Origin of the sequence: Subtercola sp. RTI3, assembly GCF_035018625.1 — a bacterium.
GTDB lineage: Bacteria > Actinomycetota > Actinomycetes > Actinomycetales > Microbacteriaceae > Subtercola > Subtercola vilae.
Genome location: NZ_JASJXO010000016.1, coordinates 12,562 through 32,941, shown reverse-complemented (window position 1 = coordinate 32,941; position 20,380 = coordinate 12,562). Strand labels below are relative to the sequence as shown.

Genomic DNA, 20,380 nt, shown 5'->3' with positions numbered 1-20,380 from the left:
TGCGTGTGTTGGGTCGAGCCGTCAGCGGCGCATGATGTCGGCGATCAGTTCGCCGATCAGAACGGCGGTCGCCGCCGGCCCGCGCGTGGGCACGGTGGGCAGCATCGACGTGTCGGCTACCCGGAGGCCCGCCACGCCGCGCACGAGACCGTACTGGTCGAGAACGGCAGTGGGGTCGGAGGCCAGGCCGAACGCGGCGCTGCCCGACAGGTGCAGGGCGGTGCCGAGGTTCGCGAGCATCCATTCGTCGAGGCGGTCGTCGTCGCCGAGTCGTTCGTCGTCGAGTACGCTCAGCCGGTCGAACACCCCCTCGAAAGCGGCCGATCGCAGCAGCCCCACTGCGGTGCGCACCCCTTCGCGAAGCGCCGCCCTGTCTCCCGGAGTCGACAGGTAGTCGTAGTCGATGCTCGGGTTCACGTGCGGGTCGCGTGAGAGAAGGCCCAGCCGCCCGCGCGCCTCGCCGCTCTGCAGTGACACCAGAAGGGTGAGCGGCTCGTCGGCGGGCTCGCCCGTGAGCAGGTAGTGCGTGGGCTTCAGAAACGGGAGAATCTCGAGATCGGCGCCGCCGCCGGTACCCGAGGTTCCCACGGCGTCGGTGGGTTCTGAGTCGACCGCCGCGCAGAAGTTGAGGCACACCGCCAGCGATTGGTGGTCCGAATAGTCGACGACACCCTGCGCTGGCCACCAGTCGACCCCGATCTGCGGGTGATCGCTGAAGCCCTGACCGACCCCCGGCGCCTCACGCACCACCGCCACGCCCGCGGCCGCCAGCTCTGCTACCGGCCCGATGCCCGAGAGCATCAGCAGGTGCGGCGTCTTCACGCTTCCCGCCGACAGCACGATCTCGTCGGCGTAGAGCGTGCTGACCGCATTCTTGTGCTCGACCTCGACACCCACCGCACGGGGTTCGGATGCCCGGCCTGCCTGCTGCGCCTCGAACACCACCCGGCGCACGAACGTGTCACCCTGCACGGTGAGATTCGGCCTCGATCGCACGGGTTCGATGTAGGCCAGCCCCGTGTTCCAGCGCGTGGTACCCGACACGTTCATCGGTAGCGGGCCGCAGCCCGCGGCGCCCTGGTCGTTCTTGTCGGGCTCGGCGGAAAAGCCCGCCGCCAGCGTAGCGGCGGTGAATGCGACGACAACCGGTGAGTGCTGTGGTGGGCGACTCACGAGCATCGGCCCCGAGCCGCCGTGCACCGCGGTGTCGCCGAACTGCTGGTCTTCTTCGAGGCGGCGGTAGAGCGGCAGAACGCGCTCGAACGCCCACTCATCGTTACCGCCGGCCGACCAGGCGTCGAAGTCGGCCCGGCGGGCCCGCACGAAGTAGCTGCCGTTGATGCTGGTGGAGCCGCCGAGAATGCGGCCGCGGGCGATGGTGTACGGCCGGTCTGCAGTGAGGTGAGCGTCGAACGACCAGTTTTCGAGGTGGCCGGGCACGGCCCCTCGCACGGTGTCGGCGTCGACAAGATCGGCCGGAAAATCGTGGGCAAACGGTACCGGACCGGCTTCGAGCAGCAGAACCTCACGCCAGGAGTCTTCGCTCAGCCTCGCGGCCAGAGCTGCGCCGCTGGCGCCCGCTCCCACCACGATCACGCGCGTCGGTCGGCCGCGCGCGCCCTCAGTCGGCGTGCCTGCCATCTCGGCCACCCGCATCCGGTACACCAACCGCATTCGCCGCGCCGCCCGCGTCGGACGCCCCACTCGCCGCGCGCGCAGTGCCAGCACCCGCACCCGCGCTGGCGCCAGCGAACGACAGCCGCACCATCTCGAACGCCGACGACAGCAGCGTCGGCAGATCGGCGTCGAGCTCTTTCAGCCACTGCTCGTATGCCGACAGCGACACCCCGAGCACGGCCCATGCGATGGCCTGCGGCTCGAGGCTGTCGCTCGGCACTCGCATGCGTTCGGCTGCGTAGTCGGCGACCACCTGGCGCCACGCCGCGTAGCGCAGCGTCGAGTGTGCCACGAGCGTCGGAACCGTGAGCAGCAGCTCCATGCGGCGCCGGTGGTAGGTGATCTCCGCCGGAGGCAACCGGTTGAACTCGATGACCGCCATGCAGAGGGCGTCGATCAACGGCAGTTCGGTCGGCAGCGACGCGAGAAACGCGCGCATCGAGGCGAGCTGGGTCTCGAAGTCGCCCCAGGGCAGGTCGTTCTTCGACGAGAAGTACCGAAAGAACGTGCGGCGGCCGATGCCTGCCGCCGAGGCGATGTCGTCGACCGTCGTGTTGTCAAAGCCGTGCTCGACGAACAGTGTGAGCGCGATATGGCTCAGTTCGGCCTGTGAGGTCGACGGTTGCCGGCCGAGACGTACTGTCGACATTCTCTGCCCCTTCCTGCTCGTCGCTCTTCCATTCGGCACTCGGTGCCATTAGCATCTTCTCATCACAGACATTCGCCAACGGGGGTGATGTCGAGCAAAAGGAGAATCCCTTGAGCACCAGTGAACGTGTCATTGTTTCAGAAGCCGCCGTTTCAGAAGCCGCCGTGACCGAAAGCGACGTGAACGGCGAGCAGCACTCGGTCGCAGAGCCTGTTTTCGAACACGATTCCCTCGTCGAAGAAGTCTCCATCGATGGCATGTGTGGCGTCTATTGATTCTTTCACTCGCGATGGCATCACTCGTGATTTCTCCCATCGTAAGCCGCTGAGATGGTCACGCTCGATCTCGACACCGCATGGGATCTGCATCCCCAGGTGTCGGTGAGACCCGAGCCGTTCGGTGCCCTGCTCTACCACTTCGGCACCCGAAAGCTCTCGTTCCTGAAAGACCGCACCCTGCTGAGCGTCGTGCAGTCGCTCTCTGCTGCTCCCAGCGCCCGCGACGCGTGCACCGGCGCCGGTATCAGTGCAGCCGACCTGCCCCGCTACCAGCAGGCCCTCGGCACCCTCCTTGCTTCGTCAATGCTCGTCGAGAGGGCATCGTGACCATTCTTGAATCCCGACCGAATGCCCGTTCTGCCTTCGGCGCTCCCGCCGGCACCGCGGCCGCACCGCCGAAGCCTGGCCGTCTCGTCGACCTGTTCGAATACGGCCTCGACTCACCCATCTGCCTGACCTGGGAGCTGACCTACGCCTGCAACCTCTCGTGTGTGCACTGCCTGTCGAGTTCGGGCCGCCGCGACCCGCGCGAGCTGACCACCGACGAGTGCAAGGCCGTCATTGACGAGCTCGAACGTATGCAGGTGTTCTACGTGAACATCGGCGGCGGCGAGCCCACGGTTCGCCCCGACTTCTGGGAGCTCGTCGACTACGCCTCCGAACACCGTGTCGGCGTCAAGTTCTCGACGAACGGCGTGAAGATCACTCCCGAGGTCGCCCAGCGGCTGGTCGACAGCGACTACGTCGACGTGCAGATCTCGCTCGACGGAGCCACTGCCGAAGTCAACGACCACGTGCGCGGCCCGGGGTCGTACGACACGGCCATGCGGGCCATGCAGAACCTGTTCGACGCGGGGTTCGAGAACTTCAAGATCTCGGTGGTCTGCACCCGCCAGAACCTGCCGCAGCTCGACGAGTTCAAGGCCATCGCCGACAAATACAAAGCGCAGTTGCGACTGACCCGGCTGCGGCCATCCGGTCGCGGCGCCGATGTGTGGGAAGAACTGCACCCCCTGGCGAGCCAGCAGCGGGGCCTCTACGACTGGCTGGTCGCGCACGGCGACAACGTGCTCACGGGCGATTCGTTCTTTCACCTCTCGGCGTACGGTGACGCTCTTCCCGGCCTGAACCTCTGCGGCGCGGGCCGCGTTGTGTGCCTCATCGACCCCGTCGGCGACGTGTATGCCTGCCCTTTCGCGATTCACGACGACTTTCTCGCCGGCAATGTGCGCTCGGAGGGCGGCTTTCAGCAGGTCTGGCGGCACGCCGACCTCTTTCAGAAGCTCCGCACCCCGCAGACCGGCGGCGCCTGCACCTCGTGCGGGTTCTTCGACACCTGCCGCGGGGGCTGCATGGCAGCGAAGTTCTTCACCGGCCTGCCGCTCGACGGGCCCGACCCCGAATGCGTGCGCGGCTTCGGCGAAGACGCGCTCACGAAACGCAAAGAGGTCGATTCCATTCCGAAGCCCGACGGCGATCACTCGCACCGCATTCCGCGAGAGCCCCGAAGCGCGGGTTCGCGCCCGGTGAGCCTCACCCTGTCGCTGCGCCGGCCCGAATCCCCACCCGTCAGCGCGTGCGAAGACAATCCGCTGGCGGGTTTTCGGCCCTGATCCGAGCGCCGCGTGGCACAAGCTTCGGGCAGCAGACGTCTGCCCGTCGTAAAGAAATGCGAGAGAAGGTGCACGCAATGGGGCGTGTAGAAGGAAAAGTAGCGTTTGTCTCCGGGGCCGCCCGGGGTCAGGGTCGAAGCCACGCATTGCGGCTCGCCCAAGAGGGTGCCGACATCATCGCGGTCGACATCTGTGGCCAGATCGGCAGTGTTCCGTACGCCATGTCGACTCCGGATGACCTTGCCGAGACCATTCGCCAGATCGAAGGCCTCGACCGGCGAATCGTGGCCACGCAGGCCGATGTTCGTGACTTCGGCGCGGTCAAAGCAGCCGTCGACAAGGGAGTGGCTGAGCTCGGCCGCCTCGACATCGTCAGTGCCAACGCGGGAATCTTCAGCTTCGGCACCATGGAAGAACTCTCTGACGAGCTGTTCGACGACATGATCGCGGTCAACCTCACGGGAGTGTGGAAGACGGTGAAGGCGGCGATCCCGCACATCAAGGCCGGGGGCAGGGGAGGCTCGATCATCCTGACCAGTTCGACGGCCGGGCTCGAGGCCATACCGAACATCGGCCACTACGTTGCGGCCAAGCACGGGGTGGTGGGGCTCATGCGCACCCTTGCGCTCGAGTTGGCGCCCGACTTCATCAGGGTCAACTCGGTGCACCCGACCTCGGTGAACACCGACATGATCCAGAACGCGGCGACCTATGAGTTGTTCGCACCCGACTTGGCGCCCGAAGAGCGCACGGCCGAAGTGCTGGCGCCACGGTTTCAGACCATGAACACCCTGCCCATTCCGTGGGTCGAGCCGGTCGACATCTCGAATGCGGTGCTCTGGCTCGCCTCAGACGAGTCGCGCTACGTCACCGGAATCACTCTGCCCGTCGACGCTGGAGAACTGCTGAAGTGAGTCTCGTCAGAGACACGCGGGCGAGGGTCGCCTCGCACCTCGTCGGCCGCGAACGTGAGCTCGAACTCACGCTCGCGGCCGTGGCGGCCGGGCGTGACATCGTGCTCGAGGGGCCGCCCGGTACGAGTAAGACCACCATGCTGAAGGCGATCACCTCAGAGTGGGGCATTCCGCTGCTGTTCGTCGAGGGCAACGCCGATCTGACCCCCGCGAAGCTCGTGGGGCACCACAACCCGGCCCGCGTGCTGCGGGAAGACTACAGCGCCGACAACTTCGTGCCCGGCCCTCTCGTCGAGGCGATGCGCGACGGTGGGTTTCTCTACATCGAAGAGTTCAACCGCGCCCCCGAAGACACCCTGAACACCCTCCTCACCGCCATGGCCGACCGCTCGATCTCCATTCCACGCGTGGGTACCATCGTGGCAGCCCCCACCTTCCGAGTGATTGCCTCGATGAACCCCTACGACAACGTGGGTACCACGCGCCTCTCGACGAGTGTGCACGACCGGCTGAACAGGCTGGCCGTCGACTACCAAGACGCCGCAGCCGAACGCGGAATCGTGTCGCTGCGAACGGCGACTGCGCGCAACGAGGGCACCGGGCTCGGTTCGAGGCTCATCGCCGACGCGGTGGCTGTGACGAGGGCAACACGCGGGCATCCGGATGTTCGGCAGGGTTCGAGTGTTCGCGGAGCCATCGACTGTGTTCTCGTGGCGCTGCAGCTCGGCGAACTGCGTGGCATCGATGCTGCTGGCGCTGGCGGGAATGCGCGGGGCGGCGATGTCGACGCCGAGCAGGCCTACCGCGAACTCGTCTACGACGCCATGGTCGTGTCGCTCTCAGGGCGAATCCACCTCGACGAAGCCATCGAGGCGACACCCGAACAGGTGCTGCGGGAGATCTGGGAAGACCACTTCATTCTCGAGCCGGCGGCCGCCGCGCCCGGCTGAAGGGAGATCGAGGCCGAATCACCGCTCAGCCGAAAAGCTGACCGGCGAACGACCACAGCGCTGCGGCCACTGCGCCGCAAGCCCAAGCAGCTCACCGAAGACCCCACGGTGTTCGACGCGGGTGCCGGCAGCAATGCAATGGTGCTGCGCGCCCAGGGGGCCGCGAAGACTGCTTCGTCGAGCACGACGCGCGGCAGGGCGGCCCCGGGCTTCACCGACGAAGAGGGCACGCTCGTCGCCGCCGAGATCGGCGAGACGCCCGTCGACCAGCTCGTGCGCGCCCGTGCCCAGCAGATCGCCACGCGACTCGCGGTACCCCGGCCGCGCAGCGATTCGGCCGCGCATCGCGGCTCAGGAACCCTCGCGAGCATGCCCTATCGTGGCGGGTCAGACGAGATCGACCTCGACCGCACCATCGAAATGCTGGCCGAGCGGCCGGTGCCCGAAGACGAAGACATCATCGTGCGCGACCGCATCAGAACGAGGCGTTCGGTCGTGCTGGCGGTCGATGTGTCGGGGTCGATGAAAGGCGAGCGGGTGCAGACGGCCGCGGCAACTGTCGGCGCGCTCGCCGCTGAGCTGCAGCACGACGCGCTCGCGGTGATCGCCTTCTGGTCTGACGCGGCCATTGTGTTGAACCTCGGCCACGAGATCAAGCCGCTCGAGTTGCTCGACTCGATACTGCGGCTGCCCGCGCGTGGGCTCACGAACGTAGCGTTTCCGCTTGAGCTCGCGGCGCGCCAGCTCGCGCGGATTCCGGCACGGGATGCCCGCGTGGTGCTGCTCTCCGACTGCGTACACAACGCCGGGCCAGACCCCCGCTTGTTCGCGGGGCGGCTGCCCCGTCTCGATGTGCTCATCGACACCAGCGGTGAGCACGACGCCGAGCTCGGCCGCGAACTCGCCGCCCTCGGGCGGGGCCGCGCCCGCCTCGTGAAGACCCACCGCGACGTCGCGCCGGCGCTGAGCAGTATATTCAGCACGTGAGCACCGAACCAGGGGTGGGTATCGTGCCGCCAGTCGGCCCAGCGCCGGTGCCTTCGGAGAAGGTGAACAGCGGCAGCGCATCGGCGAATCTCGCCCCGGCTGATCTGGCCGGCGCGGTCTCGCCGGCGGTCAATCGCGGCTCGCTCGTTCTCGTGCCCCTGGGGTCGACAGAGCAGCACGGCCCGCACCTGCCCCTCAGTACCGACAGCATCATCGCCACGAGGGTCGCGCACGCTGTGGCGCATTCGCTGTCGGCGGCGGGAGCCACCGCGGTGGTCGTGGCGCCGACTCTGCACTTCGGTTCGAGCGGCGAGCACCAGTCGTTCGCCGGAACCGTCTCGATCGGCACGGATGCCCTGCGGTTCGTACTCGTCGAACTGGTGCGCTCGCTGTCGACGTGGGCCGGCCGCGTGGTGTTCGTGAATGGCCACGGCGGCAACGTCGCCGCCCTCGTGGGCGCGGTGGTGCAACTGCGATCCGAAGGGCACGACGTGGCCTGGCTGCCCTGTGCGACAGCTCTGCCGGCGCCCGGCACCGACACCCACGCGGGCCGTGTTGAGACGTCACTCCTGCTGCACCTCGCACCCGAACTCGTTCACCTCGACCGTGCGGAGGCCGGTATGACTCTGCCGCTCGCCAGCATCATGGCCGCGCTCGCCGTCGGGGGAGTGGCGGCCGTGTCGCCCAACGGCATTCTGGGTGACCCCGCTGGTGCCGACGCGGCTGAGGGCGCGCGGCTGTTCGCAGCGATCGTAGCGACCGCTCACGATCTGATCGACCGCGCAACACCCACAGACCGGGGTCGCCTTGAGTGACGCCGTGACCGACTCGCATGACCAGAACGGTGGCGAGGGCATCCGGCCCCCGGCGAGTCGGTTGCCCAACGGGTTCGTAGTGCGGCTGAACCGGTTGGTGCGGGTGCGCGATGGTGGGCGCACGCTGGTGGGCGGGGCGCCCACGCGGGTGCTCTACCTCACGTCGGTGGCCCGGCGACTCTTGGCCGGTGATGCGCTCACCGTCGTTGACGACACGACGCGCGCCCTCGCCGATCGACTGCTCGAAACGGGGATGGCCGACCCTGTGGTGGGCAGCCTGGCGCCGGCCGATGAGGAGCAGCTGACATATGTGGTGCCAGCACACGAGCGAGCCGATGCGCTCGGGCGGCTGCTGGGCAGCATTCCGGCGGGCAGCAGGGTGATTGTGGTCGACGACTGCTCCGAGCATCCGGAGCCCGTGCGGGCTGTTGCCGAAGCGCACGGAGCAACACTGGTGCGACTTGAGGTCAATGTGGGGCCCGGCGGCGCGCGCAATGCGGGGCTCGCCGCCGTCACGACCCCGTTCGTGGCATTTGTCGACTCGGATATCGTGCTCGAGCCAGGTGCGATCAAGACCCTGCTGCGGCACTTCGCCGACCCCCGCGTTGCGTTGGCCTCGCCGCGCGTGCTGGCGCTCGAGGCGGCAGAACCCGGCACTGGGTGGATCGCACGATATGAAGAGGCTCGCTCCTCGCTTGACTTGGGCGTGCACGCGGGCATTGTGCGGCCTCGAGCTCCTGTGTCGTGGGTTCCGAGTGCATGCCTGGTGGCCCGGGTCGACGCACTCGGCGGCGGGTTCAGCGACGGGCTGCGGGTGGGTGAAGATGTCGACCTCGTCTGGCGTCTGGCCGAGCGGGGTTGGCGCATCCGGTACGAGCCGGCGGCCGAAGTGCGGCACGAGCATCGGGTGAAGCTGGGCGACTGGATGCTCCGCAAGGCTGTCTACGGAACCGGATCACTCGAGCTCGGCCGGCGTCACCCCCGCGACATCGCGCCGGTGATTCTGGCGCCCTGGAGCGCTCTGCTCGTCGTCGCGGTCATTGCCCAGCGCCGCTGGTCGCTGCCGGCCGTACTCGTACTGATGGGGTTCACGGCGGTGCGGATCGCAGAGAAGGTGACGAAGAGCGATCACCCCTACCGGCTCGCCGGCACTCTGACCGTGACGGGTTCGCTCGCGGCGCTGACTCAGGCAATGGCGCTGCTGCTGCGGCACTGGTGGCCGGTGACGGTGCTGGCGGGGGTGTTCTCACCGCGGGTGCGCCGCGCGGCAGCAGTGGCGGCCGTCATCGATGTGGTGATCGAGTACCGGCGCACTGTGCTGGCCGCGCCGCCCCTGTCAGGAGCCCAGAGCCGGTTGCTCGACCCGGTTCGGTTCGGCATTGCGCGCAGGCTCGACGATCTGGCGTACGGGGCCGGAGTGTGGTTCAGCGCGCTCCGCGGCCGGTCGCTGGGCGCGCTCGTGCCCGACCTCCGCCGGCGTCGGGAACAGTGAGCGGCCGGCGCGGGGTGACCGGCGCGGAGTGGCCGGCGCGGGGCGACCGGCGCGGGTAACAGGCGCTTCGTAGCCCTTCGACTCAGCCGGCGAGAAGCTGCGGGGCGGCCTCGAGCTCGTCGATCTGCAGAAGGCCGAGGCCGAGCAGTGTCTGGCGCAGCTCGAGCCGATTGTGAACGCGGTGGCCTGCTGCGCTGAAGTGGCTGCGAAGCCGGGCGAGGTGCGACCGAACGGTCTGCGAGCTGATGTGCAGCATTGCAGCCACGTCGTCGACGCTCCAGTCGTTCTCCGACAGGTAGAGCGCTACGACCTCGCGTTCGCGCGGGCTCACGCGGGGAGTGGACGGTGTGGGCCGTTCGAACAACCCCCGCGCATCCGGTGACACGTACGCCTGCCCGGTGAAGGCCTGGTCGATCGCGCGAAGCAACTCGGTGAGGCCTTCGGTGACCGAGACGAACACGTCGACGCCGGCGAGGCGCAGGTCGTCGATGTGAGTGATCGAGGTCTTGTCGACCAACGCGATGATGGTGCTGGCGTGGCCCACCAGGGCTGCAAACTCGGCCGAGAGCGGGCACGAACTCAGCACCGTGCCGCCCAGAACCGCGACATCGGACTTCGGGCTGACCGGATTCACCGGGCCGATCCGCAGCACGAGGCCCGGGTACGTATACCGCGCAACAGCCGTGATGCCCTCGACCAGTATCGAACGATCGTCGAGAACGCACAGAGAACGATTCGAATTCACAGCCAGACTCCCCACCCCGCAGGTGAACTTCTGCGGGTGCTCGGCTCGCATGCGGTTGGCTAAAGTGTCAGCGCGTGGCGGGCCTACTGGAGGGCAGTGAGAGAGCTTCGTCGCATTCTGTCGCAAACGTGACGCACGGGGTAACCTGTACCCACTGGGTTCGCAGGCCCATTGTTCGAACGTGGGGTGAGAACAAGGGAGCAGCACATGGGTTTTACTGAAACTTCGGCGTGGTCGTGGCAGGGCGTCGACGGGTTGCGTTCTGGGCCGAACAACATCGTGCCCGAAGATGCGCAGACGTATCGTTCAGAGGGGCGCCGCTGGAATTTTGCCGACGTCGCCGTCTCTGACGTGGCGCAGACGCCCGCGAGAGTCACCCCCTCGAGCGACGAGCCGGAGCAGCACGACTACATCAGCGTGGTATTCGTGCGAAATGGGCGGTACGACCTGTTCGACAGGGGTGAGCGGCTGCACTTCGACTCCGGCGAGGTCGGCTTCATGCGCGGCTGGAACGCGGTCACCGGCGAGAACCCCGTGCTCTCCCGGGTGGCCATGGTCACCCTGCACCGCGAGCGTCTTGCCAATCAAGGAGTGCAGGTTCGGGGTCAGCTGGGCGGTTTCAGGATCGGCGCGCGGCTGCGGGGCCCCTCCCTGTCGTTCGTGCTCGCGTTGATGCACGAGGTGAATGCTCCGGTCACGGCCTCCACCGAGACAGCTGAATCCCCCACCTCCACAGTGCTGACGCAGCTGATGGCCGGGCTGTTTCTCGAAGACGCCGGCTACCGCATGGATTCGGCACTGCTCACCTCGGGGCTGAAGGCGCGCGCCGACGCGCTCATTGCACGCCAGGCCTCTGATCCGCTGTTCACACCCCAGCAGCTGGCCAACCAACTCAACGTGTCGCTGCGGCATCTGCAGCGCAGTTTCAGTGCAACCCGGGTGGGGCCGGCCGAAGCCATTCGGCTGCGACGACTCGAGATAGCCCTCCGCGCGCTGACCTCAGCGACTCCTCACTCGGTGGGTACCATCGCACTGCAATCCGGGTTCTCGAGTGTGAAAGAGCTGCGCTTCGCGCTGCGAGCGAACTACGGCGTCACGCCGCGCGAGGTGGTGCCGGGCATCCTGCCGCAACCGAAGTAGTTGCGGGTTCGGCTCAGGCCTGCGATTTGGGCAGAGGGGTCGACTTTTCGCCGGGCTCTTCGATGAAGGTCAGGCCTGCACCGCTGTTGGCCGACGAGGTCATGACCGTGATCCATTCGCGGTTGATCACCGGTACCTTGCTGGCGGAGTAGCGAAAATACAGCGGCACAAATGAGTCGAGCCAGATGCTGCTGCGCCCGTCGCCCACGGCGGGGTCGTCTTTCCACGAGAAGAAGAAACTCTCGCGACGCCGCAGCTTCGCCCCGATGACGATCTGCAGATGGGTCAGAACGCGATCGTCGAATTCGATTTCGGTACCCGAATCGCCATAGACAAGCTTTCCCATTGAACTCCCTGCCTCTCAGATGCATCTCAGAATACGTGGCTGTGGGACATAAGGGTGGTCTGACTTCGGACTACCCGATTGTCGGAAGCCAGACCACAGGAATTCGAGCAACCCACAGCGTCAGAACTCGCGTGTGAATCGTTCGGGAATTCCGACAGCAGCGTCTTCGTGGGGGAGAGACGGCTGCGTCAAGACCAAACTATCCACCCGATTACCGGCAGTGACAAGCTGGCCATAGGGCCTTGACGGGTGTTTGTCGTTGCTCTAATGTGTGGTGTATTCTTAGTTCAAGTCATTTACACCTTTACTCGAAATCAGCCCTGTGAACACAACGATCGCCACCCCGGTGGCGCAGCTCGCCGTCTCGACGGTGATCTTCTCGCTGCGAGCAGGGTCGACTCTCTGGCTGCCGCTCGTGCGCCGCATCCGCGAGCCATTCGAAGGGCAGTGGGCGCTTCCAGGCGGCCCCCTCGGCGCCAACGAGAGCCTCGCCGACTCGGCCGCCAGAACACTTCAGCAGACCACGGGTCTGACCCCTCGGTACCTCGAGCAGCTCTATGCGTTCGGTACCGTCGACCGTTCGCCGAGCCAGCGCGTGGTCTCGGTCGTCTACTGGGCGCTGGTGCGTCCCGACGAGGCCGAGCAGGCCACCGAGGGTGAGAATGTGCGGTGGTTCTCGGCCGACGAACTGCCGGAGCTCGCGTTCGATCACAACACCATCGTCGAATACGCCCTCTGGCGGCTGCGCAACAAGATGGAGTACAGCCGTATCGCTCACGCTTTTCTGGGTGAACGCTTCACCCTCGCCCAGTTGCGCGAGGTGTACGAAGCCGTACTCCGCCGCCCCCTCGACCCTGCCAATTTCAGGCGACAGATCGAGGCAGGCCAATCGATCGTCGCCACCGACGAATACCTCGCGGGCGGCCGACACCGACCACCGCGCCTCTACCGCACCAACGAGTCGATCGACCTGGCCGAGAACGGCCCGCTGCCCGAGCAAGGAGCACCACATGCCCTCCGTTGACACCACCATTCAGCTCATCCGCCCGGGTTCGAAGGTCACCAGTTGCAGCCCGGCGCTGAAAGACGCGCCGTGGAACTTCGATCGAGTGTCGGTGGCTGCGTACGGCCCCGGTTCGTCGATGGCCGACGTGGCTCCGGTCTCCACCCCCCGCCAGGGTGAGATTCCGGCCGAGTACCGAACGGCCAGCGCAGCAGAACTCGATGGTCGCATCCGTGCGGCCAAGGCGACCCTCGGCGATCGACTCGTCATTCTCGGCCACTTCTACCAGCGCGACGAGGTCGTGCAGTACGCCGACTTCGTGGGCGACTCCTTTCAGCTGGCCCAGGCGGCGCGCGACCGGCCGGCGGCAGAAGCCATCGTGTTCTGCGGCGTGCACTTCATGGCCGAGACCGCCGACATGCTCTCGGGCCCGAACCAGTCGGTCATTCTGCCGAACCTCGCCGCGGGCTGCTCGATGGCCGACATGGCCGACATCGACTCGGTGACCGAGTGCTGGGAGGCGCTCGAAGAGCTGTACGGCACCGAGCCCGATGCGAGCGGGCGGGTACCAGTCATCCCGGTGACCTACATGAACTCGTCGGCGGCGCTCAAGGGGTTCTGCGGCGAGCACGGCGGTATCGTCTGCACGTCGTCGAACGCGGCCACCGTGCTCGAGTGGGCATTCGAGCGGGGGCAGCGCGTGCTCTTCTTTCCTGACCAGCACCTCGGTCGTAACACGGCGAAGGCCATGGGGGTGCCGCTCGAGCGCATGCCCATGTGGAACCCGCAGAAGCCTCTCGGAGGCAATGACATCGAGACGATTCAGGATGCCCAGGTCATCCTGTGGCACGGGTTCTGCTCGGTGCACAAACGTTTCACAGTCGCCCAGATCGAACAGGCTCGCGCCCAGTACCCGGGCGTTCGTGTCATCGTGCACCCCGAGTGCCCGATGCCCGTCGTCGATGCGGCCGACGAAGCGGGGTCGACCGACTACATCAAGAAGGCCATCGAGGCGGCGGAGCCCGGGCAGGTGTTCGCCATCGGCACCGAGATCAACATGGTGCAACGGTTGCAGGCCGAGCACCCCGAGCACACGATCTTCTGCCTCGACCCGGTGATCTGCCCGTGTTCGACCATGTACCGCATTCACCCGGGCTATCTCGCCTGGGTGCTCGAGGCCTTCGTACGCGGCGAGGTTCTCAACCAGATCGCGGTCGGCGACGAGGTATCGGTGCCGGCACGCGTGGCGCTCGAGAGAATGCTGGCGGCACGCCCGTGACCGAGCAGGTGCCGGCACGCTCGCGCCTGGTGGTGGTGGGAAGCGGTATTGCGGGGCTGATCGTCGCCATTGCGGCGAGCAGCACGCACGACGTCACGCTCATCACCAAGGCCGAACTCGGCGAGAGCAACACCCGGTATGCCCAGGGCGGTATCGCCGCAGCGATGTTCGACGATGACAGCGTGGCGTCGCACATTGCCGACACGCTGGTGGCGGGGGCGGGCCTCAACCGGTTGTCGGCCGTCGAGGCGCTCTGCGCTGAGGGGCCCGAGCGCATTCGCGACCTCATCCGGCTCGGGGTGGAGTTCGATCGGGTGCCCGGAGGAGAACTCGCGCGGGGGCTCGAGGCGGCGCACGCGTCAGCGCGCATTCTGCACGCCGGGGGAGACGCCACCGGTTCGGCCATCGAGCGCGCGCTCGTGCGGGCGGTGCGAACCACGGCGGCGCGGGTGCTCGAGAACACGTTCGTGAAAGACCTGGTGGTCGACGAGTCGGGCCGCGTGGTGGGGGTGGAGGTCGTTTCGGCTGCCGCCTGCGGTGTGGCGGGTACGATCACTGTGCTCGCCGACGCCGTGGTGCTGGCCAGCGGGGGAGCCGGGCAGCTCTACGCCCACACGACGAACCCCGCGGTCACCACGGGCGACGGGGTTGCAGCGGCTTACCGGGCCGGTGCAGAGCTCGCCGATGTGGAGTTCTACCAGTTCCACCCCACGTCGCTGGCCGTTCCGGGCAACTTTCTGGTGTCAGAGGCGGTGCGCGGTGAGGGAGCGGTGCTGCGCGGGGCCGACGGGGCGAGGTTCATGGTGGGCGTGCATCCGGATGCCGAACTGGCACCCCGAGACGTCGTCGCCCGGGCCATCGCCGAGCAGATGGCGAAGCAGGGCGGCGCGCCAGTGCTGCTCGACGCCACAGAGCTCGGGGCAGAGTTTCTCGAACGCAGGTTTCCGAGCATCAGCCAGGCGTGCCGGGCCAACGGGCTCGACTGGGGGCGGGAGCCCATCGCGGTGACGCCGGCGGCGCACTACTGGATGGGCGGGGTGCTCACCGACGACTGGGGGCGCAGCACCGTTCCCGGGCTGTTCGCGGTGGGTGAGGTGGCCTGCACGGGGGTGCACGGCGCCAACCGGCTCGCGTCGAACTCGCTGCTCGAGTCGGTGGTGTTCGCGTGGCGGGCCGTCGCCGTGCTGCAAGGGCATGCTGGTGCTGGTGCCGCGAGGTTTGTGACCGAGGGGTGGCCGGATGTCGCGGCCGACGCCGAGGGCGACTCGGCGTGGCACGTGCGTGCGCTCGGTGATGCGCCGGATTCGGGTCTGCCAACTGATCGTTCAGATGACGCCTCCGGTGACGCCTCAGATGACGCGAAGTTCAGCCGCGCGGCGCTGCAACAGCTGATGTGGAACGCCGTGGGCGTCTACCGCGATGCCGCACCCCTCAGCGCGGCCCAGGCGCAGTTCGCGCGCTGGCAGACGGCCTGCGACGCCACACCGGCCGAAACGATCACCGCCCTCGAAGACCGCAACCTGCTGCTGTTGGCCAGGCTCATCGCCGCCGCCGCACGGCAGCGCGAAGAGTCACGGGGGGCGCACTACCGTTCCGACTTCCCTGAGACATCGACTCTCTTTCACCACCACCAGATCTCCGCCCGAAAGGCCGCGCTTCCCACGTGAACCCCCCAGTGAACCCACTCGCCAGCAGCGCCGCCAGCCCCAACGCCTTCGCTGCCACCCCCGCGCTCGCCGCGAATCCTGCACTCGTGGCCAACACCCTCACCCCTCAGCTCATCGACCAGGTCGTGAGCATGGCCCTCTACGAAGACGCCCCGTGGGGGGACATCACCTCACAGACGCTGATTCCGGCCGACGCCACCGCCACCGCTGACTTGGTGGCCCGGGAGCCGGGTGTGTTCAGTGGGGGAGCCGTGTTCGCCGCGGCGTTCGGCCTGATCGACCCGTCGGTCACCGTCGAACTGCGCGTCGACGACGGTGAATCGTTCGAGGCGGGCCACGTTCTTGCCTCAGTGGCCGGCCCCGCCCGCTCGGTTCTGCAGTCAGAGCGCGTCGCCCTCAACTTCGTGCAACGCCTCTCGGGCGTCGCCACCCTCACTGCACAGTTCGTCGCCCTCACCGCCGGAACCCATGCCCGCATCGTCGATACGCGCAAGACCACCCCGGGCCTTCGCGCGTTCGAACGCCACGCCGTGCGCTCCGGCGGCGGCCACAATCACCGCTTCTCGCTCTCTGACGCGGTGATGGCCAAAGACAACCACCTCGCCGTGATCACGGCCGACGGTCGGCGTTCGCTGACGGATGCCCTGCTCGACGTTCGCGCCGCCCTCTCGCACACCACCCACCTCGAAGCCGAGGTCGACCGCCTCGACCAGATCGAGCCCGTGCTCGCCGCGCGGGTCGACACCATCATGCTCGACAACTTCAGCCTCGCCGACCTGCGCACCGGTGTCGCGCAGGTGGCCGGCCGCGCGCTCGTGGAGGCCAGCGGATCGGTGAACCTCGACACCGTGCGCGCCATCGCCGAGACCGGCGTCGACATCATCTCGGTCGGCGCCCTCACCCACAGCGTACGTTCGCTCGACCTCGGGCTCGATGTGACGCTTACGACGGCCGGTACGACCACACCGTGATCTACCTCGACGCGGCCGCCACCACGCCCGTTCGCCGCGAGGTGCTCGAGGCGATGTGGCCCTACCTCACGGGCGACTTCGGCAACCCGTCGAGCACGCATTCGCTGGGTGAACGGGCGGCACGGGCGCTCGCGGATGCCCGGGCCCGTGTGGCCCGTCACCTCGGCGCCCGCGCCAGCGAGGTCACGTTCACTTCGGGGGGCACCGAGGCCGACAACCTCGCCGTCAAGGGCATCGCCCTCGGGGCACCGCGGGGTCGCCACATCATCACCACGCCCATCGAGCACGAAGCTGTTCTCGAGTCGTGCGACTACCTGCGCCGACACCACGGCTTTCGCATCAGCTTTCTCGGTGTCGATCACACCGGTCGAGTCGATCCAGACGAGCTCGCTGCGCGCCTCAGCAGTGACGACACCCTGGTCTCGGTGATGTACGCGAACAATGAGGTCGGCAGCATCCAGCCCGTGGCAGAGCTCGCCGCAATCGCGCGCGCGGTGAAGGTTCCGCTGCACACCGACGCCGTGCAGGCCGCCGGGTGGCTGACACTGGATGCCCGCGCCCTCGGTGTCGATGCGCTGAGTTTCTCCGGCCACAAGCTCGGCGCGCCCAAAGGGGTGGGGGCCCTCTTCGTACGCGGCCGCGTACCGCTCGAACCTCTGATGCACGGTGGGGGGCAAGAGCGCGGTGCCCGTTCAGGAACCGAGAATGTCGCGGCGGCGGTAGGGCTGGCGCTCGCCCTCGACCTCGCAGAGGCGGAGCGCGAGACACAGGCCGCGCGGGTGACAGCGCTGCGCGACGGGTTCGTCGGTGAGGTGCTGCGGCGTGTGCCCGAGGCCGAGCTCACCGGGCATCCGGTACACAGACTGCCCGGTAGCGCATCGTTCTGTTTCGACGGCGTCAGCGGCGAAGCTGTGCTGCTCGAACTCGAGCGGGCGGGCGTTGTGTGCTCGAGCGGATCGGCGTGCGCGGCGGGAAGCGACGAGCCCTCGCACGTTCTGCTGGCGGCCGGCTTCCCGCCGGAGAGGGCCCTGACGGCCGTGCGATTCACCTTCGGCGGCGAGAGCACCGAGGCCGATCTCGCTGCTGCTGCGACAGCCGTCGAGGCGGCAGTGGGTGCCGTTCGTTCGCTGGCTCGCTGACGTCTTCGGCCCTACAACAGAACCTCCCGGGCGCGCAAGTCCCCTGCCTCTGAGGGCCGTCGCCGGTAAAATTGGCGCGCGGCCACAGCCGCAAAACCATCTCGGGAGGGATAAAACACCATGAACATTCTCGTAGCGATCATCGCGATCATCGCGATTATTCTGCTCATCACAGGCGGGGTTTCGTCTTCGTTGAGCTTCTTGATCTGGGTGGGCGTCGTGCTGCTGGTCATCGCCCTCATCGTGTTCCTGCTGCGTTTCATCACGGGGCGCAAAGTCTGATCATCGATAGCTGAAGAAGCCCGGCCCGCTTTCTGCGGTGCCGGGCTTCTTTGTTTCTGCGGGGGCAGGCCAGGCCGAGACTAGGCCGAGGGCGTGCGCGGCCTGACCGTGGCCGGAACCCCGACGACCAGTGAGTGCGGCGGGGCGTCGATGAGCACGACCGCATTCGCACCCACGGCGCTGCCCTCGCCGATGGTGATGGGCCCGAGCAGTTTCGCGCCAGCGCCGAGCAGCACGTTGTCGCCGATGCTCGGATGCCGCGGCCCCGCAATGGGGCCGATGCCGCCCAGGGTGACCCCGTGGTAGATCAGCACATCGTTGCCGACCCTCGCCGTCTCACCGATGACCACACCCATGCCGTGGTCGATGAACACACGGCGGCCGATGACCGCGCCCGGGTGAATCTCGACGCCGGTGGCGAAGCGGGTCAGCTGCGAGAGCAGTCGGGCGGGCAGTCTCAGCCCCTCACGCTGCCACATCGCGTGAGTGAGGTGGTGCATCCACAGGGCGTGCAGCCCCGAGTAGCCCAGCAGAACCTCGACTTTCGAGCGTGCTGCCGGGTCGCGGAGGCGTGCGACGGCCAGGTCTTCCCTGACACGGGAGAAGAACGACACGCCCGATCTCAGCCGCGGATGTCGTCGTACAGCACCGACGAGACGTACCGCTCGCCGAAGTCGCAGACGATGGCCACGATGGTCTTGCCCGCGTTCTCGGGGCGCTTGGCGACCTCGAGCGCGGCCCACATGATGGCACCCGATGAGATGCCGGCGAGAATGCCTTCGTCAGTAGCCATTTGGCGCGCGACGCGAATGGAGTCGTCGAGTGTGACGTCGATGATCTCGTCGTAGACGGTGGTGTCGAGAATGTCGGGTACGAAGTTCGCGCCGATGCCCTGGATCTTGTGCGGCCCCGGCTTGCCGCCGTTCAGAATGGGGGAGTCCTTCGGCTCGACACCGATGATCTGAATGCCCGGTTTCTGCTCTTTCAGGTAGTTGCCGACACCCGTGATCGTGCCGCCCGTGCCGATACCCGCGATGAAGATGTCGACGGCGCCGTCGGTGTCCTCCCAGATCTCGGGGCCCGTGCTCGCGCGGTGGATGGCCGGGTTCGCAGCGTTCTCGAACTGGCGGGCCAGAACGGCGCCCTCTGTCTCGGCGACGATCTTCTCTGCCGTCTCCACAGCGCCCCGCATGCCGTCGGGGCCGGGGGTCAGCACCAGTTCGGCGCCGTACGCGCGGAGCAGAACGCGGCGCTCCATGCTCATGCTCTCCGGCATGGTCAGAATCACCTTGTAGCCGCGTGCCGCGCCCACCATGGCGAGGGCGATACCGGTGTTGCCGCTGGTGCCTTCGACGACGGTGCCGCCGGGCTTCAGCGCCCCGGCAGCGACCGCCGCGTCGATGATGGCGACGCCGATGCGGTCTTTGACGCTGTTCGCGGGGTTGTAGAACTCGAGCTTGCCGAGAATGGTGGTGTCGATACCCTCGGTGAGCCGGTTGATGCGAACCAGCGGCGTGTGGCCGACGAGGTCGGTGATGTTGTCGTAAATGTGTGACATTGCAGGATGCTCCATCTGAAGACGTGAACCGCGGCCCGCACCACGCGGTGCCGGTCTCAGCCTAGCTTCGGCAGAGTGCCTTTCAGCGTATGTTCAGTCTCGGTGTGGAGCAGCCCGTTCGTGGCCAGCGCCGAACCGGCCCAGAGGGCATCCCCGCCCGCCGCACTCGTGAACCGGCCACCGGCCTCCTGCACGATCGGGATGAGCGCCGCCACGTCGTACGCCTGCAGGTCGTACTCGCACGCGACATCGACGAGGCCCTCGGCCACCATCATGTACGCCCACATCTCACCGTACGCGCGGGTGCGCCACACGGACTCGCTGAGTCGCAGCAGGTCGGGCAGATGACCCGCCTCGCTCCAGCCCTTGAGGCTGTTGTAGCTGATTGAGGCGTCGGCCAATGACGCCACTTTCGACGTCTGCAGGCGGCGCGGTGTCGAGGCGTTCGGGCCGGCCTCGGTCATCCAGGCGCCTGCGCCGAGGGATGCCCACCAACGCTTCTGCAGGGCCGGAGAGCTCACCACACCCACTGTTGGCACCCCGTCGATGACCAGCGCGATCAGCGTGCCCCACACCGGAACGCCGCGGAGAAAGTTGGCCGTGCCGTCGATCGGGTCGATGATCCACTGCCGGGCCGATTCACCGTTCGAGCCGAACTCTTCACCCAGCACCGAATCGTTCGGGCGGGCCGCGTCGAGCCCGTCGCGGATGGCCCGCTCGACGGCTTTGTCGGCGTCGGTCACCGGGGTACGGTCGGGTTTCGTCTGGACCACCAGGTCGAGGGAGCGAAACCGGTCGAACGAGATGGCGTCGGCCCGGTCGGCGAGGTCGAGGGCGAGAGCGAGGTCATCGGCGAGGCTGTAGTCGGTCACGGT

22 protein-coding genes are annotated in these 20,380 nt (G+C 67.3%); 15 read left to right on the top strand and 7 right to left on the bottom strand.

Translation table 11 applies throughout. From position 1 onward, the window contains the following. Positions 1-21 precede the first annotated feature (21 nt). Both QN358_RS08285 and mftR read right to left on the bottom strand, forming a co-directional pair. Entirely contained in the window at positions 22-1,641 is a 1,620-nt protein-coding gene (locus QN358_RS08285; RefSeq protein WP_323512094.1) for a GMC family oxidoreductase N-terminal domain-containing protein, read from the bottom strand. After that, positions 1,622-2,326, bottom strand: a complete 705-nt coding sequence (gene mftR / locus QN358_RS08280; RefSeq protein ID WP_136642279.1) for a mycofactocin system transcriptional regulator — start codon at positions 2,324-2,326, stop codon at positions 1,622-1,624. Before mftR ends, QN358_RS08285 begins: the two co-directional genes overlap by 20 nt. A 110-nt stretch (positions 2,327-2,436) precedes the next feature. Between mftR and mftA the strand changes: the two genes are divergently transcribed. The 8 genes from mftA (at position 2,437) to mftF (ending at position 9,375) form a co-directional block, all read left to right on the top strand. Beyond that, positions 2,437-2,601 carry a mycofactocin precursor MftA gene (mftA, locus tag QN358_RS08275; RefSeq protein ID WP_201799286.1) on the top strand — a complete coding sequence of 55 codons (165 nt, stop codon included), beginning with the start codon at positions 2,437-2,439 and terminating at the stop codon, positions 2,599-2,601. 54 nt (positions 2,602-2,655) lie between these two features. Further along, positions 2,656-2,931 (top strand): mycofactocin biosynthesis chaperone MftB, encoded by a 276-nt coding sequence (gene mftB, locus QN358_RS08270; RefSeq protein ID WP_136642280.1) that lies wholly within the window; start codon positions 2,656-2,658, stop codon positions 2,929-2,931. Continuing rightward, complete coding sequence (gene mftC / locus QN358_RS08265; protein ID WP_323512078.1) at positions 2,928-4,217, top strand: mycofactocin radical SAM maturase; 1,290 nt, start codon at positions 2,928-2,930, stop codon at positions 4,215-4,217. The genes mftB and mftC overlap by 4 nt, the downstream gene beginning before the upstream one ends. A gap of 77 nt (positions 4,218-4,294) precedes the next feature. Then, the gene (locus QN358_RS08260; protein ID WP_323512077.1) at positions 4,295-5,131 is read left to right on the top strand and encodes a mycofactocin-coupled SDR family oxidoreductase; all 837 of its coding nucleotides are present in this window, start codon (positions 4,295-4,297) and stop codon (positions 5,129-5,131) included. Next, positions 5,128-6,081, top strand: coding sequence for a MoxR family ATPase (locus QN358_RS08255; RefSeq protein ID WP_323512076.1), 954 nt, complete (start codon positions 5,128-5,130; stop codon positions 6,079-6,081). The genes QN358_RS08260 and QN358_RS08255 overlap by 4 nt, the downstream gene beginning before the upstream one ends. A gap of 108 nt (positions 6,082-6,189) precedes the next feature. Next, positions 6,190-7,068 carry a vWA domain-containing protein gene (locus QN358_RS08250; RefSeq protein WP_201799287.1) on the top strand — a complete coding sequence of 293 codons (879 nt, stop codon included), beginning with the start codon at positions 6,190-6,192 and terminating at the stop codon, positions 7,066-7,068. Further along, complete coding sequence (mftE, locus tag QN358_RS08245; protein ID WP_323512075.1) at positions 7,065-7,883, top strand: mycofactocin biosynthesis peptidyl-dipeptidase MftE; 819 nt, start codon at positions 7,065-7,067, stop codon at positions 7,881-7,883. Before QN358_RS08250 ends, mftE begins: the two co-directional genes overlap by 4 nt. 4 nt (positions 7,884-7,887) lie before the next feature. Next, the gene (gene mftF / locus QN358_RS08240; protein WP_323512074.1) at positions 7,888-9,375 is read left to right on the top strand and encodes a mycofactocin biosynthesis glycosyltransferase MftF; all 1,488 of its coding nucleotides are present in this window, start codon (positions 7,888-7,890) and stop codon (positions 9,373-9,375) included. Positions 9,376-9,457: 82 nt separating this feature from the next. Here the strand turns inward: mftF and QN358_RS08235 are convergent, their stop codons facing one another. Next, positions 9,458-10,120, bottom strand: coding sequence for a helix-turn-helix transcriptional regulator (locus QN358_RS08235; protein WP_323512073.1), 663 nt, complete (start codon positions 10,118-10,120; stop codon positions 9,458-9,460). 207 nt (positions 10,121-10,327) lie between these two features. Between QN358_RS08235 and QN358_RS08230 the strand changes: the two genes are divergently transcribed. Then, a complete protein-coding gene (locus QN358_RS08230) occupies positions 10,328-11,260 on the top strand; it encodes a helix-turn-helix domain-containing protein (RefSeq protein ID WP_323512072.1) in 933 nt (310 codons plus the stop codon). Positions 11,261-11,273: 13 nt separating this feature from the next. Here QN358_RS08230 and QN358_RS08225 read toward each other — a convergent pair whose 3' ends face one another. Then, positions 11,274-11,606, bottom strand: a complete 333-nt coding sequence (locus QN358_RS08225) for an ATP-dependent DNA ligase (protein ID WP_323512071.1) — start codon at positions 11,604-11,606, stop codon at positions 11,274-11,276. Positions 11,607-11,928: 322 nt separating this feature from the next. Between QN358_RS08225 and QN358_RS08220 the strand changes: the two genes are divergently transcribed. From QN358_RS08220 to QN358_RS08195, 6 genes are all read left to right on the top strand, one after another. Next, positions 11,929-12,630: an NUDIX hydrolase gene (locus QN358_RS08220; protein WP_237280380.1), complete on the top strand. Its 702-nt coding sequence runs from the start codon at positions 11,929-11,931 to the stop codon at positions 12,628-12,630. Further along, entirely contained in the window at positions 12,617-13,888 is a 1,272-nt protein-coding gene (gene nadA, locus QN358_RS08215; RefSeq protein WP_323512070.1) for a quinolinate synthase NadA, read from the top strand. Before QN358_RS08220 ends, nadA begins: the two co-directional genes overlap by 14 nt. After that, positions 13,885-15,555 (top strand): L-aspartate oxidase, encoded by a 1,671-nt coding sequence (gene nadB / locus QN358_RS08210; RefSeq protein ID WP_323512069.1) that lies wholly within the window; start codon positions 13,885-13,887, stop codon positions 15,553-15,555. The genes nadA and nadB overlap by 4 nt, the downstream gene beginning before the upstream one ends. Before the next feature lie 131 nt (positions 15,556-15,686). Continuing rightward, positions 15,687-16,526, top strand: coding sequence for a carboxylating nicotinate-nucleotide diphosphorylase (nadC, locus tag QN358_RS08205; RefSeq protein ID WP_323512093.1), 840 nt, complete (start codon positions 15,687-15,689; stop codon positions 16,524-16,526). Then, on the top strand, positions 16,523-17,665 hold the full coding sequence (locus QN358_RS08200) for a cysteine desulfurase family protein (RefSeq protein WP_323512068.1): 1,143 nt from the start codon (positions 16,523-16,525) through the stop codon (positions 17,663-17,665). Before nadC ends, QN358_RS08200 begins: the two co-directional genes overlap by 4 nt. Before the next feature lie 120 nt (positions 17,666-17,785). Continuing rightward, on the top strand, positions 17,786-17,947 hold the full coding sequence (locus QN358_RS08195) for a hypothetical protein (protein ID WP_162849202.1): 162 nt from the start codon (positions 17,786-17,788) through the stop codon (positions 17,945-17,947). Between the two features lie 80 nt (positions 17,948-18,027). Here the strand turns inward: QN358_RS08195 and epsC are convergent, their stop codons facing one another. From epsC to QN358_RS08180, 3 genes are read right to left on the bottom strand one after another with little or no spacing between them, the layout of a single operon-like run. Further along, entirely contained in the window at positions 18,028-18,561 is a 534-nt protein-coding gene (gene epsC, locus QN358_RS08190; RefSeq protein WP_136642290.1) for a serine O-acetyltransferase EpsC, read from the bottom strand. Positions 18,562-18,569: 8 nt separating this feature from the next. Further along, the gene (cysK, locus tag QN358_RS08185; protein WP_323512067.1) at positions 18,570-19,505 is read right to left on the bottom strand and encodes a cysteine synthase A; all 936 of its coding nucleotides are present in this window, start codon (positions 19,503-19,505) and stop codon (positions 18,570-18,572) included. Positions 19,506-19,561: 56 nt separating this feature from the next. Further along, the gene (locus QN358_RS08180) at positions 19,562-20,377 is read right to left on the bottom strand and encodes an inositol monophosphatase family protein (RefSeq protein WP_323512066.1); all 816 of its coding nucleotides are present in this window, start codon (positions 20,375-20,377) and stop codon (positions 19,562-19,564) included. Positions 20,378-20,380: the final 3 nt, after the last annotated feature.

What these genes read in the sequence shown, in the direction of transcription:
- cysK (WP_323512067.1), bottom strand. Translation starts at nt 19,505, where the DNA reads ATGTCACACATTTACGACAACATCACCGACCTCGTCGGCCACACGCCG.
- QN358_RS08260 (WP_323512077.1), top strand. Translation starts at nt 4,295, where the DNA reads ATGGGGCGTGTAGAAGGAAAAGTAGCGTTTGTCTCCGGGGCCGCCCGG.
- QN358_RS08230 (WP_323512072.1), top strand. Translation starts at nt 10,328, where the DNA reads ATGGGTTTTACTGAAACTTCGGCGTGGTCGTGGCAGGGCGTCGACGGG.
- QN358_RS08225 (WP_323512071.1), bottom strand. Translation starts at nt 11,606, where the DNA reads ATGGGAAAGCTTGTCTATGGCGATTCGGGTACCGAAATCGAATTCGAC.
- nadA (WP_323512070.1), top strand. Translation starts at nt 12,617, where the DNA reads ATGCCCTCCGTTGACACCACCATTCAGCTCATCCGCCCGGGTTCGAAG.
- QN358_RS08195 (WP_162849202.1), top strand. Translation starts at nt 17,786, where the DNA reads ATGAACATTCTCGTAGCGATCATCGCGATCATCGCGATTATTCTGCTC.
- QN358_RS08285 (WP_323512094.1), bottom strand. Translation starts at nt 1,641, where the DNA reads ATGGCAGGCACGCCGACTGAGGGCGCGCGCGGCCGACCGACGCGCGTG.
- mftR (WP_136642279.1), bottom strand. Translation starts at nt 2,326, where the DNA reads ATGTCGACAGTACGTCTCGGCCGGCAACCGTCGACCTCACAGGCCGAA.
- nadC (WP_323512093.1), top strand. Translation starts at nt 15,687, where the DNA reads ATGGCCCTCTACGAAGACGCCCCGTGGGGGGACATCACCTCACAGACG.
- mftB (WP_136642280.1), top strand. Translation starts at nt 2,656, where the DNA reads ATGGTCACGCTCGATCTCGACACCGCATGGGATCTGCATCCCCAGGTG.